This window comes from Pantoea sp. C2G6 (assembly GCF_051336815.1).
In the GTDB taxonomy this organism is placed as follows: Bacteria; Pseudomonadota; Gammaproteobacteria; order Enterobacterales; family Enterobacteriaceae; genus Pantoea.
Window position 1 is genome coordinate 350,685 of the sequence record NZ_JBGMNJ010000001.1, and the last position, 15,651, is coordinate 366,335.

The following is a 15,651-nucleotide window of genomic DNA, read 5'->3' on the forward strand; positions in this document are numbered from 1 at the left end:
ATTTCCTCCATTTATCTGATGTTGCAATTTCGGTCCATCTGTAAAACTTCATCCCAACAAACACGGCGAGTCGCGCACGCCGGTTATGCCTCAGTTTACGAGGATGCTGTAGCAGCAGGAATGCGCGGTAACACTTTTCAGGAGGAACTTCCTGTGAATAAATCAATGTTAGCGGGTATCGGTATTGGTGTGGCAGCCGCTTTAGGCGTCGCCGCCGTAGCAGGCATGAATGTGTTTGATCGCGGTCCTCAATACGCTCAGGTGCTGGCAGCCACGCCGATTAAAGAGAGCATCCGGCAGCCTCGTCAGGAGTGCCGTAATGTTACGCTGACGCATCGCCGGGCGGTGCAGGATGAAAACCGTCTTGCCGGTTCGGTATTAGGTGCCGTAGCGGGTGGCGTGTTAGGCCATCAGTTTGGTGGCGGTCGCGGCAGAGATGTGGCGACCGTGGCGGGTGCGGTGGCGGGTGGTTATGCCGGTAATCAGGTCCAGGCCGGGTTGCAGGACCGCGATACTTACACCACCACCGAGCAGCGCTGCAAAACCGTCTATGACAAACAAGAGAAAAAACTGGGATATGATGTGACCTACAAAATAGGCGATCAGCAGGGTAAAATCCGTATGGAAAATGATCCCGGCACCCGTATTCCACTGGATCGCAATGGTCAGCTGATTCTTAACAGCGATCAGGCGTAATTGGGCAAAGCCTTGCCGCACTCGCGGCCACACAGCACAAAGTAATAAAAAAGGCGCATCTCAGGATGCGCCTTTTTTTGGCCCGCCGCCCCGACGCGCGGGGCAGGGACGTCGGCGGATTACGCCTGATGCTCAGCCAGCTGCGACACGAAGCCCTGCACCCACTCCATACGCACTTTCCTCTCCGCCAGCTCGCGCGTAAAGCGCAGGCGCGTCGGACCATCCAGCTTCCACTGCTGCGGCTCTTTTTGCAGCAGGCCAATCAGCCAGGCCGGATCAACTTTGTTCTGCGGGGCAAAATCGAAATAGCCGCCTTTGTCGCTGGCCTCGATCTTACGCACCCCCACCGCCCGCGCTTTTAAGCGGATAATCGCCACATCCAGCAGATTGCGCGCCGGATCGGGCAGCAGACCAAAGCGGTCGATCATTTCGACCTTCAGCTCCTGCAACTCCTCCTCACTCTCCGCGCTGGCGATGCGCTTATAGAGCGAGAGGCGGGTGCTGACATCCGGGATAAACTCCTCCGGCAGCAGGGCGGGCATCCGCAGCTCCACGTCGGTCTGGTTGCTGGTGAGATCTTCCAGTGACGGCTCGCGTCCCTCTTTTAACGCATCGACCGCGTTTTCCAGCAGCTCCATGTAGAGCGAGAAGCCCAGCGTCTCCATCTGACCACTCTGTTCTTCTCCCAGCAGCTCACCGGCTCCGCGGATCTCCAGATCGTGGGTCGCCAGCGCAAAACCGGCTCCCAGATCTTCCAGCGACGCAATCGCCTCCAGCCGCTTTTGCGCGTCGGTGGTCATCGCTTTCGGATGCGGCGTCAGCAGCCAGGCGTATGCCTGATGATGCGAACGCCCGACGCGACCACGCAGCTGATGCAGCTGCGCCAGACCAAAGTGGTCGGCCCGCTCAATAATGATGGTATTGGCGGTGGGGATGTCGATACCGGTTTCAATGATGGTGGTGCAGACCAGCACGTTAAAACGCTGATGATGGAAATCGTTCATCACCCGTTCCAGATCGCGCTCGCGCATCTGACCATGACCGATAGCGACCCGCGCTTCCGGCACCAGATCGGTGAGCCGCTGCGCCGCTTTCTCAATGTTTTCCACGTCGTTATAGAGGTAATAGACCTGACCGCCGCGCAGGATCTCACGCAGAATCGCCTCACGGATCACCAGATCGTCAAACTCCCGCACAAAAGTTTTCACCGCCAGACGACGGGCGGGCGGCGTGGCAATAATCGAGAGATCGCGCATGCCGCTCATCGCCATGTTCAGGGTGCGCGGGATCGGCGTGGCGGTCAGGGTCAGAATGTCGACATCGGCGCGCATCGCCTTGATACGCTCTTTGTGGCGTACCCCGAAGCGGTGCTCCTCATCGACAATCAGCAGGCCGAGATCGTGCCATTTGAGATCGCTCATCAGCAGCTTATGGGTGCCGATCAGAATATCGATTTTGCCCTCGCTGGCCTGCTCCAGCACCTGCGCCTGCTCTCTGGCGGTACGGAAACGGGAGAGCATCTCAATGCGCACCGGCCAGTTGGCGAAGCGATCGCGGAAGTTATCGTAGTGCTGCTGCGCCAGCAGGGTGGTTGGCACCAGCACCGCCACCTGTTTGTGGTTTTCCACCGCCAGAAACGCGGCGCGCATCGCCACTTCGGTTTTACCGAAGCCGACATCGCCGCACACCAGACGATCCATCGCCAGCGGCTCACACATATCGCTCAGCACCGCATTGATCGCCTGGGACTGATCCGGTGTGGTTTCAAACGGGAAACTTTCGCAGAACAGCTGATACTGTTCACGGTTGTGCTTAAAGGCGAAACCGCTTTTGGCGGCGCGCTGGGCGTAAATATCCAGCAGTTCAGCCGCCACGTCACGTACCTTCTCCGCCGCTTTCTGCCGCGCGCGCGACCAGGCATCGCTGCCCAGTTTGTGCAGCGGCGCGTTATCGTCGGCTCCGCCCGCATAGCGGCTGATCAGATGCAGCGACGAAACCGGCACATAGAGTTTGGCGTCGTTGGCGTACGACAGCATCAGGTATTCCGCCTGAATGCCGCCCGCCTCCAGCGTGGTCAGGCCGATATAGCGTCCCACGCCATGCTCCAGGTGGACCACCGGCTGACCAGGGTGCAGCTCCGCCAGGTTGCGGATCAGAATATCCGGGTTGATGGTGCGGCGGGTATCCTGGCGGCGACGGCTGACGCGCTCGCCCAGCAGATCGCTTTCACAAATCAGCGCCCGGTTGCCCTGGGTGTCAACAAAGCCGCGCTCGCTGGCGCCAATCATCAGGCTGAAACGCTCTTCGCCGGTCTGGTCGAAGCGTTTAACCGTCTGAGGACGCAGCTTAATCCGCGCCAGCAGCTCCTGAAGACTTTCGCGCCGGCCTTCACTCTCTACCGAAAAGACCACCGCGCCGCTGAAGGTCTCGATAAACTGGCGCAGATGATCCAGCGGAGCCTTCGCCTGCGCCTGAACCGTCAGGTCGGGCAGCGGCTGATAGCCGAGATTGGTATTGGCGGCTTTGGCGGGGAGGGTTTCATTGGTCATCTGAATGCGCGGCCAGCGTTTCAGCTCGCCCATCAGCGCGTCAGGACGTAACCAGAGATGAGTGGGTTCCAGCAGCGGGCGCATCGGATCAACCCGGCGGTTCTCATAGCGCGCCTCGGCATCCTGCCAGAAACGGCTGGCGCTGCCCTCCAGATCGCCGCAGTTCACAATCAGAGTGTTGTCCGGCAGATAGCTGAAGAGCGCGGGCAACGGCTGCTCAAAAAACAGCGGCTGCCAGTACTCGATGCCTGCGGGCAGGGTGCCTTTACTGACCTGCTGATAGACATGCTCCGACTCGCGGCGCACGTCAAACGTCTCGCGCCAGCGGCTGCGGAACAGCTCAATGGCCGCTTTATCGCTGGGAAACTCATGGGCGGGCAGCAGGTTGATCTCGGCGACCGCTTCCAGCGTGCGCTGACTGTCGACGTCGAACAGACGCACGCTGTCGATCTCATCATCGAAAAAGTCGATGCGATAGGGCTGATCGCTGCCCATCGGGAAGAGGTCGAGCAGCGCGCCGCGCGTGGCATATTCGCCGTGCTCCATCACCTGATCGACATGGCGATAACCCGCCTGCTCCAGCTGGTCGCGCAGCCGATCGCGCGACAGTTTCTGTCCCTGTTTCATCACCAGCGCATGGCCGTGCAGGAAACTGTGCGGACAGACGCGCTGCATCAGGGTGTTGACCGGCATGATCAGCATACCGCGCTGCATCACCGGCAGCTGGTAGAGGGTCGACAGGCGGGCGGAAATAATATCCTGATGCGGTGAAAAGCTGTCGTAGGGCAGTGTTTCCCAGTCGGCGAGATGGGCGACCGGCAGATCGGTAAACTGGCGGATCTCATCCAGCAGGCGCAGCGCAGTCTGGGTATCGGGGGTAATCATCAACACCGGACCGGTATGTCGCTCGGTAATGCTGGCACACTCTACCGCGTGCGCAGCGCCGATAAGCTCACCGAGCTGGCGGTGATCGCCGGATTTAACGGGCAGGGTATAACGAGTCTGTTCGGGCATGGGTTCTCGGGGTTGCTCCATTTTTCCAGGACGTAATCATTCCATATTATGTCAGGGGGATCACCTGTGCGGCATAATTTTCCTGCCGCGCCACGCCTGACCGGGGATCGGTCAGCCATTACCGGGCGTCAGCGATAATGCAGCGGATAGAGAGAGAATAGACGGCGTGGGGCAGGGCACCAGGGAAAACCGCCGTCGCCTTGCAGCGACGGGGTAAAACGAGCATTTATTTTATGGATTGCTGTGTGTAATGCATGCGTGGGCGGTCGATATTCGCCCAGGATAACTCCTGCTCAGGATGATAGCTGAGGTTGCCGTCGTCCCACTTAACGTAGTAGCCGGCCGGTGCGTCACCCTGTTCAAAGACGTTGATGACTTCGCCTTTGATCTCCCCGGATCGATGTTTCACCAGACTGCCTTTGGGAAATTTGAACATGGTCGTGACCTCTCCCGCTGTACGATAAATCACCCTTTATCCTGAGAGTGATTATAGTCTACCCGCCGGGCCGCTGGATAATCCGCCAATAAGCTGCCGCTTTCGCCGCTATTCCGGCGCTTTGACGCGCAGGGTGACGCATTCTGATGCAACTTTGCTGCCGACTCAGAGGGTTAGAGGTTTCATAAAGCCAGCCGCTCCTTTATCATCCCACTACCTATTTTCAGGCAACGGCTTACTGGATTCCATGTATCAACCTGTCGCGCTATTTATCGGTCTGCGTTACATGCGCGGACGAGCATCGGATCGCTTCGGTCGCTTTGTCTCCTGGCTCTCAACGATTGGCATTACGCTCGGCGTGCTGGCGATGGTCACTGTCCTGTCGGTGATGAACGGCTTTGAGCGTGAACTTGAAGGCAATATTCTGGGCCTGATGCCCCAGGCGCTGATCACCAGCGACAAAGGCAGCATCAACCCGCAACAGCAGCCCGCTTCCAGCCTGACGCTGCAAGGCGTCAGCCGGATCGCGCCCCTGACCACCGCCAACGTGGTGCTGCAAAGTCCCCATAGCGTCTCGGTCGGAGTGATGCTGGGTATCCAGCCGGATGAGCAGGATCCGCTCACCCCCTTCCTGGTGAATACCCAGCAGAGCGTGCTCCAGCCAGGGCAGTACAAGGTGATACTCGGCGAACAGCTGGCGTCACAGCTGGGGGTAAAACGCGGCGACCAGCTGCGTCTGATGGTGCCGTCCGTCAGCCAGTTTACCCCGATGGGACGGGTGCCGAGTCAGCGACTGTTTACCGTGGCGGGCACCTACGCGGCCAACAGCGAAGTCGATGGCTACCAGATTCTGGTCAACCAGCAGGATGCGTCGCGCGTGATGCGCTATCCGGCCGGTAACGTCACCGGCTGGCGGCTGTGGCTGGAAAAACCGCTGTCGGTGGACAGCCTGAGTCAGCAGACGCTGCCTGCGGGACTGGTCTGGAAAGACTGGCGCGAGCGCAAAGGCGATCTCTTCCAGGCGGTGCGCATGGAGAAGAACATGATGGGCCTGCTGCTGAGCCTGATTATCGCCGTCGCCGCCTTTAACATCATCACCTCGCTGGGCCTGCTGATTATGGAGAAGCAGGGCGAAGTGGCTATCCTGCAAACCCAGGGGCTGACGCGGCGACAGATTGTGGCGGTGTTTATGGTGCAGGGCGCCAGCGCCGGCATCATCGGTACGCTGCTGGGTACGCTGCTGGGGGTGCTGCTGGCCAGCCAGCTCAATAATTTAATGCCGGTGATTGGTCTGTTCCTTGATGGCGCAGCCCTGCCGGTCGATATTAATCTGTGGCAGGTGGTCACTATCGCCCTCAGCGCGATGATTGTGGCGCTGCTCTCTACGCTCTATCCTTCGTGGCGCGCTGCCGCCGTTCAACCTGCTGAGGCTTTACGTTATGAGTAACTCTCCTTTGTTGCAGTGTCGCGACCTGTGCAAACGCTATCAGGAAGGCAGCGTGCAGACCGATGTGCTGCGCAATGTGGCTTTCAGCCTTGAACCTGGTGAACTGATGGCGATTGTCGGCAGTTCCGGCTCCGGCAAAAGTACGCTGCTGCATCTGCTGGGCGGTCTGGATGCCCCGACCTCCGGTGACGTGGTGTTTGATGGCAAATCTCTGAATGGCATGTCCTCCGCCGCCAAAGCGGAGCTGCGTAACCGCGAACTCGGCTTTATCTATCAGTTCCACCATCTGCTGCCGGACTTCAGCGCGCTGGAGAACGTGGCGATGCCGCTGCTGATTGGCAAAACCGCCAAAGCGGAAGCGCAGGATCGCGCCCGGGAGATGCTGGCGGCGGTAGGGCTGGAACATCGCGCCGCCCACCGGCCTTCTGAACTGTCGGGCGGCGAACGCCAGCGGGTGGCGATTGCCCGTGCGCTGGTCAACCGGCCGCGGCTGGTGATGGCCGATGAGCCAACCGGTAACCTGGATGCACGCAACGCCGATGCCATCTTTGAATTGCTGGGCGAACTTAACGTCCGTCAGGGCACCGCGTTTCTGGTGGTGACGCACGACCTGCACCTGGCGAAACGAATGACGCGCCAGATGGAGATGCGTGACGGTCAGTTAAGCGATCAGGTGATCATGGCAGGAGCGCTGTAATGGGTTCGTCGTTATCGCTGCTGCTGGGCCTGCGCTTCAGCCGCGGCCGTCGTCGTGGCGGCATGGTATCGCTGATTTCGGTGATCTCCACCATCGGTATCGCGCTGGGGGTGGCGGTGTTGATCATCGGCCTCAGCGCGATGAACGGCTTTGAGCGGGAGCTGAACAACCGCATCCTGGCCGTGGTGCCGCACGGTGAGATCGAGGCGGTCAATCAGCCGTTTCAGCACTGGCAGTCGATGATTGCGCCGATTGAAAAGGTGCCCGGCATCGCGGCGGCCGCGCCTTACGTCAATTTCACCGGTCTGATTGAGAGCGGTGCCCGGCTGGAAGCGTTACAGGTGAAAGGGGTCGACCCGGCGCAGGAGCCACGCCTGAGCGCGCTGCCGCAGTTTGTGGCGGACAACGCCTGGTCCTCCTTTGCCGCGGGTAAACAGCAGATCATTCTCGGCGGCGGCATTGCGAAGTCGCTGAACGTGAAGCAGGGCGACTGGATCACCATCATGATCCCGAATAACGATGGGGACAACAAACTGTTGCAGCCGAAGCGTATCCGGCTTCAGGTCAGCGGTATCCTGCAACTGAGCGGGATGCTCGACCACAGTCTGGCGCTGGTGCCGCTGGCCGACGCGCAGCACTACCTGGAGATGGGCGACAGTGTCTCCGGCATCGCCCTGAAGATGACCGATCCGTTCCAGGCGGTGAAGCTGGTGCGGGATGCCGGTGAAGCGACCCGCTCCTACGTCTATATCAAGAGCTGGATCGGCACCTATGGCTACATGTATCGCGACATTCAGATGATCCGCGCCATCATGTATCTGGCGATGGTGCTGGTGATTGGCGTCGCCTGTTTTAACATCGTCTCTACCCTGGTAATGGCGGTGAAAGATAAGAGCAGCGACATCGCGGTGCTGCGTACGCTGGGGGCGAAAGACCGGCTGATCCGCGCCATCTTTATCTGGTACGGTCTGCTGGCGGGCCTGCTGGGCAGCGTCAGCGGAGTGGCGGTCGGCGTGCTGGTGGCGCTCAACCTGACCGGACTGGTGCGCGGGCTGGAGTCGATCACCGGCCATCATCTGCTGGCGGGCGACATCTACTTTATCGACTTCCTGCCGTCGGAACTGCACTGGATTGATGTGTTCTCGGTATTGATCACCGCCATCCTGCTGAGCCTGCTGGCGAGCTGGTATCCGGCCAGACGCGCCAGCCGCATTGAACCGGCGCGGGTATTAAGCGGTCAGTAAAAAGGCGGCGCGAGTGACTTCGCGCCGCATCGGTTTTAAGACCTTTGCTGTTGGGCTCCGCCCCCGGCAACCGTTACTATCGGCTGATGTCAGCCCGGAATCTGTTTAAAGCGGCTCGCCGCAGCCGCTACGCCAGGAGATTTTATGCGTACACCCCGTCGTCGCCTGCGACTTGCCCGCCTGAAAAAGACCCGAAGAAAGGTGCATCAGCGCTTTCGTCAGCGCATTTTTGAGCGCGACCGTCAGGCTGAACTGGCCGCCCATCCTCAGCCTCATGTGGTGGTGCTGACCGGCGCGGGGATCTCAGCGGAGTCCGGCATCCGCACCTTCCGTGCCGCTGACGGGCTGTGGGAAGAGCACCATGTGGAAGATGTGGCGACACCGGAAGGCTTTCAGCGCGACCCGGCGCTGGTGCAGCGCTTCTACAACGCGCGCCGCCAGCAGTTGCAGCAGGCGGAGATACAGCCCAACGCGGCCCACCTGGCGCTGGCCGAGCTGGAGCAGGTACTGGGCGATAACTTTCTGCTGGTGACACAGAATATCGACAATCTGCATGAACGCGCCGGAAACAGTCGGGTGCTGCATATGCACGGTGAGCTGCTGAAAGTGCGCTGCGTCAACAGCGGTCAGGTGATTGAGTGGACCGGGGATATTACCCCGGACGATCGCTGCACCTGCTGCCAGTTTCCCTCTGCGCTGCGCCCGCACGTGGTGTGGTTTGGCGAGATGCCGCTGGGGATGGAAGAGATTTACCAGGCGCTGGAGCAGGCTGACTACTTTATCGCTATCGGCACCTCGGGCCATGTCTATCCGGCCGCCGGTTTTGTGCATGAAGCCAAAGTGCAAGGCGCGCATACCGTTGAGCTGAATCTGGAGCCGAGCCAGGTGGGTAACGAGTTTGCCGAACGGCACTACGGCCTGGCGAGTGAAGTGGTGCCGGAGTTTGTCCACCGGCTGCTGCGCACGCTCTATAAGTAACCGGGCGGCTGAAGAGCCGCCCGGCTGACCCGATCAGCGGCCCGCTTTCAGCTGCTGGAACAGGGTCTCATACTGCACGCTGGCGTCGCCCACGTCATCCTGCCACTCACCTTTGTTAATGACGTCGGCCGGGGGATAGAGTGAGGGATCGCTGGCGACCGCTGGCGGCAGCAACGCTTTCGCGGCCAGGTTCGGGGTAGGGTAGCCGATGGTTTCCGCCACTTTCGCCGCCACGTCCGGGCGCAGCAGGAAGTTAATCAGTTTCAGCGCCCCCGCCTTGTTCTTCGCGTTGGCCGGAATCGCCAGATTATCCATCCAGAAAATGCCGCCCTCTTCAGGCCAGACCACGGCTAATGGCGTTCCCGCCTGCCGCGCCACGTAAGCCGAGCCATTCCACAGCATCCCCAGATTCACCTCGCCTTCCATGTAAGGATTGCCCGGATTATCGGAGTTGAAGGCCAGCACGTTGGGCATCAGCTTTTTCAGCTCCAGATAAGCCGCTTTGATCTGCTCAGGATCGCGGGTGTTGCCGGAGTAGCCCAGCTTGCGCAGCGCCATCTGAAACACTTCACGCGCATCGTCGGTCAGCAGCAGGCTCTGCTTATATTCCGGCTTCCACAGGTCGGCCCAGCGCTTAACGCTGTTTACATCGATTTCGTCGGTGTTGACGCCGATGGCGGTCGCGCCCCAGATATAGGGAATCGAGTAGTCGTTGTTGGGGTCGAACGGCTTATTCAGCAGCGCCGGATCGAGGTTGCTGAAGTTGCTGAGCTGGCTTTTATCGATCTTCTGCAACATGCCTTCGTTGCGCATTTTGGCCACGAAATAGGTGGAAGGCACCACCAGATCGTAAGCGCCTTCTTTCCAGGTTTTCAGCTTGGCGTACATGCTCTCATTCGACTCATAGGTCGAATAGATCACCCGGATGCCGGTCTCTTTGGTGAACTGCTCCAGCAGGCCCGGCGGCACATATTCGGTCCAGTTGTAGAAGTAGAGCGTGTTGCTCTCTTCAGCCTGCGCAGCACCCATGCTCAGCAGCAGCGCGCCCGCCGCCAGCCAGTGAGACTTTTTTTTCATCATCATTCCTCTTATCGGTTTCTGTCACGCAGCAGCCACTGGCTGCCTGCCACCAGCAGCAGTGACAGCAGCATTAAAATGGTCGCCAGCGCGTTCACTTCAGGTGACACGCCCACCTTGACCATCGAATAGATTTTCAGCGGCAAAATCTCGAACGAAGGACCAGTGACAAACGAGGAGACCACCACATCGTCCATCGACAGGGTAAAGCTCAGCAGCCAGCCTGCGGCCACGGCGGGCATCGCCAGCGGCAGGAGGATTTTGCGCAGAATGGTGATTTCGCTGGCACCGAGATCTTTTGCCGCTTCGAGCATCCGCACATCAAAGCCCTTGAGCCGGGAGTAGACGGTAATCACCACAAACGGCAGACAGAAGGTGATGTGGGAGAAGAGCAGCGACCAGAAGCCCAGCGAAATACCCAGCAGCATAAACAGCACCAGCAGGGAGATCGCCATCACGATGTCGGGCGACATCATCACCACAAACAGCATCCCGCCGACAAACGGCTTACCGCGAAACCGGTAGCGATAGAGCGCCACCGCGGTGAGGGAGCCAATCAGGGTGGCACAGCTGGCGGAGAGCACGCCCATGATCAGTGAATGCTGCGCCGCCTGAATCAGGCTGTCGTTGTTCAGCAGCAGGCGATACCAGCGGGTGGTCAATCCCTGCCAGTTGATGCCAAAGCGTGAGGCGTTAAACGAGTTCACGATCAGGATCACAATCGGAATATAGAGCCAGGCGTAAATCAGGCTCATAAAGGAGCCGCGTAACAGGCGCGCCATCATCCTAAATCCACCTTGTTATTCAGCAGGCGCGCCACGCGCCAGTAAATCAGCAGCAACAGCCCCATCAGCAGGGTCATCACCACGCTGGTGGCGGCGCCAAACGGCCAGTCGCGAATGTTCAGGAACTGACTTTTGATCACGTTGCCAATCAGCAGATTCTTTGCCCCACCCAGCAGATCGGCGACGTAGAACAGCCCCATCGCCGGGATAAAGACCAGCAGGCAGCCGGCGATGATACCGGGCATAGTCAGCGGCACGATGATGCGAAAAAAGGTTTGCAGCTTACCGGCGCCGAGATCGCGCGCCGCTTCCAGTAGCGGTTTATCAAGCTTCTCCAGGCTGGAGTAGAGCGGCAGCACCATAAACGGCAGCAGAATCGAGATCAGCCCCAGGATCACCGCCTCCGGGGTATAGATAATGCGAAACGGCTTCTCAATCAGCCCCAGCGTCAGCAGCAACTCATTCAGCCAGCCGCGGGTGCTGAGGAAAATCTTCAGCCCATAGATGCGGATCAGCGAGTTGGTCCAGAACGGGACAATCAGCAGAAACAGCAGCAGCGGGCGCAGGCGCGGCGGTAACTTTGTCAGGCACCAGGCGAAAGGATACCCGAGCAGCAGACAGCAGAGGGTGGCGATCAGCGCCATATTGAGCGAGTGCAGCAGCACTTCGGCATAGAGCGGATCAAGCAGGCGCGTATAGTTGCTGAGGGTCAAAACCGTGCTGACGAAATGCGCGTCGTCGCGCGTCAGAAAGCTGGTGACGATAATCATCAGGTTGGGCAGAAAGACAAACAGGGTCAGCCAGCCGACAATCAGCGCGATAACACTTTTCTGAAAACCGTTACGCATCAGCTTCATACGGCAGCACCACCTCCCAGCTCGGCACCCAGTTCACCGCCATCTTCTGATTCAGCGAATGATCGAAGTCCGGGTCATCTTCATTAAAGAACTCACTGACCGTCACCAGCTTGCCGTTTTCCAGCGCCAGCGTGGACTCCAGCGTCATCCCTTTGTAGTTGCGCTCGCGTACATAGCCGATCAGCCCCTCGACCGCGCGGTTATCATCAATCTCTTCCACCCGCAGATCCTCCGGGCGCAGCATCACATGCAGCCGATCGCCCACGCTCACCGGGAAGGGACAGTGAATGTCGCACTCGCGGCCTTCCACTCTGGCCCGCACCTGAGGCGCGCGGTCACTGGCGATCACCTCGGCGTCAAAGACATTGATCTCCCCGATAAAACGGGCGACAAACAGATTATTTGGTTCTTCGTAGATTTCGCGCGGCGTGCCATCCTGCACAATTTTTCCGTCCCGCATCACCACAATCCGATCGGACATGGTCAGCGCCTCTTCCTGATCGTGAGTTACAAACACAAAGGTAATGCCGAGCTTACGCTGGAGCGCTTTTAACTCGTTCTGCATCTGCCTGCGCAGTTTGTAATCCAGTGCCGAGAGCGACTCATCCAGCAGCAGCACCTTAGGGCGATTCACCACCGCGCGGGCGATGGCGACGCGCTGCTGCTGTCCACCGGAGAGCTGATGAGGACGGCGGTCGGCGTAGCTCTCCAGCTGCACCATCGCCAGCGCGTCATTTACCCGCGTGGTGATCTGCGCGGCCGGGGTTTTCTGCATCCGCAGGCCAAAAGCGACATTTTCAAACACCGTCATATGCGGGAAGAGGGCATAGCTCTGAAACACGGTATTGACGTGACGGTGCTCGGCGGCTGTGGCGGTAATATCCTGGTTATCCAGCGTGATATGGCCGCGATCCGCCGCTTCCAGACCGGCAATCAGGCGCAGAATGGTGGTTTTGCCGCAGCCGGACGGGCCGAGCAGGGTGATGAACTCGCCGTGATGGATCGTCAGATTAAAATCATCAATGATGGTCCTGCCATCAAAGGCTTTACTGATGCCAGAAAGCGTAACCAGCGCCTGCTGTGCGCGTGTTTGCGTCATTGTAGTCTCAGTCAGTCTAAGGTCGAACAGGTTAAAGCATAGCCGCTTACCGCAGCCAGCCAGCAAGGAGGGGCGGATGATACCTGAAAAACAGGGCAATGCCATGTTTTGGCGCTGATGGGGGGATGATTCGCCGGGTTATTAACAACATTGCGGGATTTGCCGCAACAATCACGCAATAAGGCGTTTTTTTCGGGCTTATCGCTTTCCCTGAGGTCATCGACAGCGCTAACCTGTCTGCGAATGATTTTACGCAAGATTGTGAACGCCGGGTCTGTGAATAATGTCGGACGGCACTTTTAAAGGATGGGATATGGAACAGTTACTTGAGCGCTTTTTAAGTTATGTCGCAGTAGAGACACAGGCTAAGCCACAGGCGCGCCAGGTTCCCAGCAGTGAGGGGCAATGGACGCTGGCGCGTCAGTTGCAGGAAGAGCTGCTGGCGCTGGGGTTCGTTGACGTCACCTTAAGCGATCACTGCTGTGTGATGGGGACACTGCCCGCCAATGTTGACTGGCCGACGCCGGTGATCGGCTTCATCTCCCATATGGATACCTCGCCTGACTTTACGGCGAAACATGTGAATCCGCAGATTATTGAAAACTACCGCGGTGGTGACATTGCGCTCGGTAACGGCAATGAGATCCTGTCGCCGGTGATGTTCCCGGTGCTGCACAAGCTGACGGGCCATACGCTGATCACCACCGATGGCAAAACCCTGCTGGGTGCTGACGATAAAGCGGGCATCGCCGAGATCATGACGGCGATGGCGCAGCTGGCCGCGAGCGATATTCCGCATGGTGCCATCCGCGTCGCCTTTACCCCGGATGAGGAGATCGGGCGCGGCACCTCGCACTTCGACGTCGAAGGCTTCGCCGCCGACTGGGCTTACACCGTGGATGGCAGCGATCTCGGTGAGTTTGAGTATGAAAACTTCAATGCCGCCTCCGCCACGGTCAAAATCGTCGGCAACAACGTGCATCCCGGTTCCGCTAAGGGCGTGATGGTCAATGCGCTGGATCTGGCCAACCAGTTTCATGCGGCGGTCCCCGCCCGCGAAAAACCGCAGTACACCGAGGGTTACGAAGGCTTCTATCACCTGCATCAGATCAAAGGCAGTGTGGAACATGCCGAGATGCTCTACATCATTCGCGACTTCGAAACGGAAAGTTTTGAGCAGCGTAAACAGACGCTGTTGCAGATCGCCGCGGAGATCAACAAAACCCTGCACCCTGACTGCTCCGTCAGCGTTGAGATCACCAACAGCTATCGCAATATGCGTGAAAAGGTAGAGCCGTTCCCGCACATTATTGAACTGGCTTTGCAGGCGATGCGCGACTGCGGCATTGAACCGGTGGTGAAACCGATTCGCGGCGGCACCGACGGTTCGGCGCTCTCCTGGAAAGGGTTGCCCTGTCCGAACCTGTTTACCGGCGGCTACAACTACCACGGCAAGCATGAGTTCGCGTCGCTGAATATCATGGCGAAATCGGTCGAGGTGATTGTGCGGCTGGCTGAGCTGGCGGCGCAGAAGAAGGGCTGATAATCGCAGGCGGGTTTCAGTGGCGAAGGCTCTGCGCCAGGTGAGCGGCAGAGCCTGAATCAGCGGCGCAGCGTTGCGCCGCCGTAAGCGGTTACTCGTCGTCGCCGAAGTACCAGTAGCCCGCGTTGACCAGCGCGGCGAGCTGCGCCAGCACCGCCGGGTCGTCCAGCGCGTCGCCCAGGTCAGCCAGGGTGATACGGTAATGCTGCGCCAGCACCGCCATCACGCCGGGGTGGGCGCACTCTACCCGCTCACCATTGACAAAGACCGCCTCGCCAATCGACAGCACGCGCAGGCCCCCTAAGCGGCTCAGGGCATCACCCTGTTGCAGCGCGTCGTAGATCTCATCCGGCTGATAAGGCGGCTCCGGCGGGGCCACATCCAGCTCATGCCGCGACTGCGAAATAAACTCACCAAACCACTGGGCGAACTGCTCCGGCTGGTTAATCACATCCAGCATCACCTGACGCACCCCCTCAATCTCCTGCGGCAGGATCTGCGCCGGGCAGTCACGCGCAGGCACCTCGGGGTCACTGTAACGCAGGCTGCCCAGCTCATTGGCCAGCGCGTAGTCGGCGAAACCGCTGATTAACTCGCGGCCGCTGGGGGCGCGGAAACCGACCGAATAGTTGAGGGCGTTCTCCAGCGAATAGCCTTCATGCGGGAATCCCGGCGGAATATAGAGAATATCGCCCGGCTCCAGCTCTTCATCAATGATGGCGTCAAAAGGTTCCACCTGGAGCAGATCGGGGTGCGGACAGTGCTGCTTCAGCGCCACCTTCTCCCCGACGCGCCAGCGGCGGCGGCCGGTGCCCTGAATAATGAAGACGTCATACTGATCAAAGTGCGGGCCGACGCCGCCACCAGGCACGGCAAAGGAGACCATCAGATCGTCAATGCGCCAGTCAGGCAGGAAGCGGAAAGGGCGCATCAGCGCGGCAGAGGGCTCATGCCAGTGATTGACCGCCTGCACCAGCAGCGACCAGTTGTTCTCGCCGAGGTGATCGTAGCTCTCGAACGGGCCGTGGCTGACCTGCCATTTGCCATCCTGATTGCTCACCAGGCGGCTATCCACCTCGTTTTCCATCGCCAGCCCGGCCAGTTCGTCCGGTGACAGGGGATCGACAAAGTCTTTAAAGCCACGCTTCAGCACTACCGGACGTTTTTGCCAGTAACGCTGAATAAAATCGGGCCAGTTGAGATCGAGCTGATAATCCATACAAGGGTTC

Annotated in this window: 13 protein-coding genes; 6 read left to right on the forward strand and 7 right to left on the reverse strand. The window is 59.3% G+C overall.

What is annotated here, in order from left to right:
• The first annotated feature begins 153 nt into the window (after positions 1–153).
• Positions 154–696: a glycine zipper 2TM domain-containing protein gene (locus ACCW71_RS01665; RefSeq protein ID WP_436369194.1), complete on the forward strand. Its 543-nt coding sequence runs from the start codon at positions 154–156 to the stop codon at positions 694–696.
• Positions 697–815: 119 nt separating this feature from the next.
• On the opposite strand, the gene mfd is transcribed toward ACCW71_RS01665, so the two are convergent.
• Together mfd and ACCW71_RS01675 are read right to left on the reverse strand one after the other, a co-directional pair.
• A complete protein-coding gene (gene mfd / locus ACCW71_RS01670) occupies positions 816–4,259 on the reverse strand; it encodes a transcription-repair coupling factor (RefSeq protein ID WP_436369196.1) in 3,444 nt (1,147 codons plus the stop codon).
• Positions 4,260–4,485: 226 nt separating this feature from the next.
• Entirely contained in the window at positions 4,486–4,695 is a 210-nt protein-coding gene (locus ACCW71_RS01675; protein WP_436369703.1) for a hypothetical protein, read from the reverse strand.
• A 247-nt stretch (positions 4,696–4,942) separates the two neighbouring features.
• Between ACCW71_RS01675 and lolC the strand changes: the two genes are divergently transcribed.
• The 4 genes from lolC to cobB all read left to right on the forward strand — a co-directional run bounded on the left by lolC (position 4,943) and on the right by cobB (position 9,061).
• Positions 4,943–6,142 carry a lipoprotein-releasing ABC transporter permease subunit LolC gene (gene lolC, locus ACCW71_RS01680; protein WP_436369197.1) on the forward strand — a complete coding sequence of 400 codons (1,200 nt, stop codon included), beginning with the start codon at positions 4,943–4,945 and terminating at the stop codon, positions 6,140–6,142.
• Entirely contained in the window at positions 6,135–6,839 is a 705-nt protein-coding gene (lolD, locus tag ACCW71_RS01685; RefSeq protein WP_436369198.1) for a lipoprotein-releasing ABC transporter ATP-binding protein LolD, read from the forward strand. Before lolC ends, lolD begins: the two co-directional genes overlap by 8 nt.
• Positions 6,839–8,083 carry a lipoprotein-releasing ABC transporter permease subunit LolE gene (lolE, locus tag ACCW71_RS01690; RefSeq protein WP_436369199.1) on the forward strand — a complete coding sequence of 415 codons (1,245 nt, stop codon included), beginning with the start codon at positions 6,839–6,841 and terminating at the stop codon, positions 8,081–8,083. The genes lolD and lolE overlap by 1 nt, the downstream gene beginning before the upstream one ends.
• Before the next feature lie 144 nt (positions 8,084–8,227).
• A complete protein-coding gene (gene cobB, locus ACCW71_RS01695) occupies positions 8,228–9,061 on the forward strand; it encodes a Sir2 family NAD+-dependent deacetylase (protein WP_436369200.1) in 834 nt (277 codons plus the stop codon).
• Between the two features lie 33 nt (positions 9,062–9,094).
• Here the strand turns inward: cobB and potD are convergent, their stop codons facing one another.
• The 4 genes from potD to potA are packed head-to-tail and all read right to left on the reverse strand — an operon-like array spanning position 9,095 to position 12,879.
• A complete protein-coding gene (gene potD / locus ACCW71_RS01700) occupies positions 9,095–10,141 on the reverse strand; it encodes a spermidine/putrescine ABC transporter substrate-binding protein PotD (RefSeq protein ID WP_436369704.1) in 1,047 nt (348 codons plus the stop codon).
• Between the two features lie 8 nt (positions 10,142–10,149).
• Positions 10,150–10,923, reverse strand: a complete 774-nt coding sequence (gene potC / locus ACCW71_RS01705) for a spermidine/putrescine ABC transporter permease PotC (protein ID WP_436369201.1) — start codon at positions 10,921–10,923, stop codon at positions 10,150–10,152.
• Entirely contained in the window at positions 10,920–11,771 is an 852-nt protein-coding gene (potB, locus tag ACCW71_RS01710) for a spermidine/putrescine ABC transporter permease PotB (protein WP_436369705.1), read from the reverse strand. The genes potC and potB overlap by 4 nt, the downstream gene beginning before the upstream one ends.
• On the reverse strand, positions 11,764–12,879 hold the full coding sequence (gene potA / locus ACCW71_RS01715; RefSeq protein WP_436369202.1) for a spermidine/putrescine ABC transporter ATP-binding protein PotA: 1,116 nt from the start codon (positions 12,877–12,879) through the stop codon (positions 11,764–11,766). Before potA ends, potB begins: the two co-directional genes overlap by 8 nt.
• Before the next feature lie 313 nt (positions 12,880–13,192).
• On the opposite strand from potA, the gene pepT reads away from it, so the two are divergent.
• Entirely contained in the window at positions 13,193–14,422 is a 1,230-nt protein-coding gene (gene pepT, locus ACCW71_RS01720) for a peptidase T (RefSeq protein ID WP_436369204.1), read from the forward strand.
• A gap of 91 nt (positions 14,423–14,513) precedes the next feature.
• On the opposite strand, the gene ACCW71_RS01725 is transcribed toward pepT, so the two are convergent.
• Positions 14,514–15,641, reverse strand: a complete 1,128-nt coding sequence (locus ACCW71_RS01725) for a JmjC domain-containing protein (protein WP_436369206.1) — start codon at positions 15,639–15,641, stop codon at positions 14,514–14,516.
• Positions 15,642–15,651 lie beyond the last annotated feature (10 nt).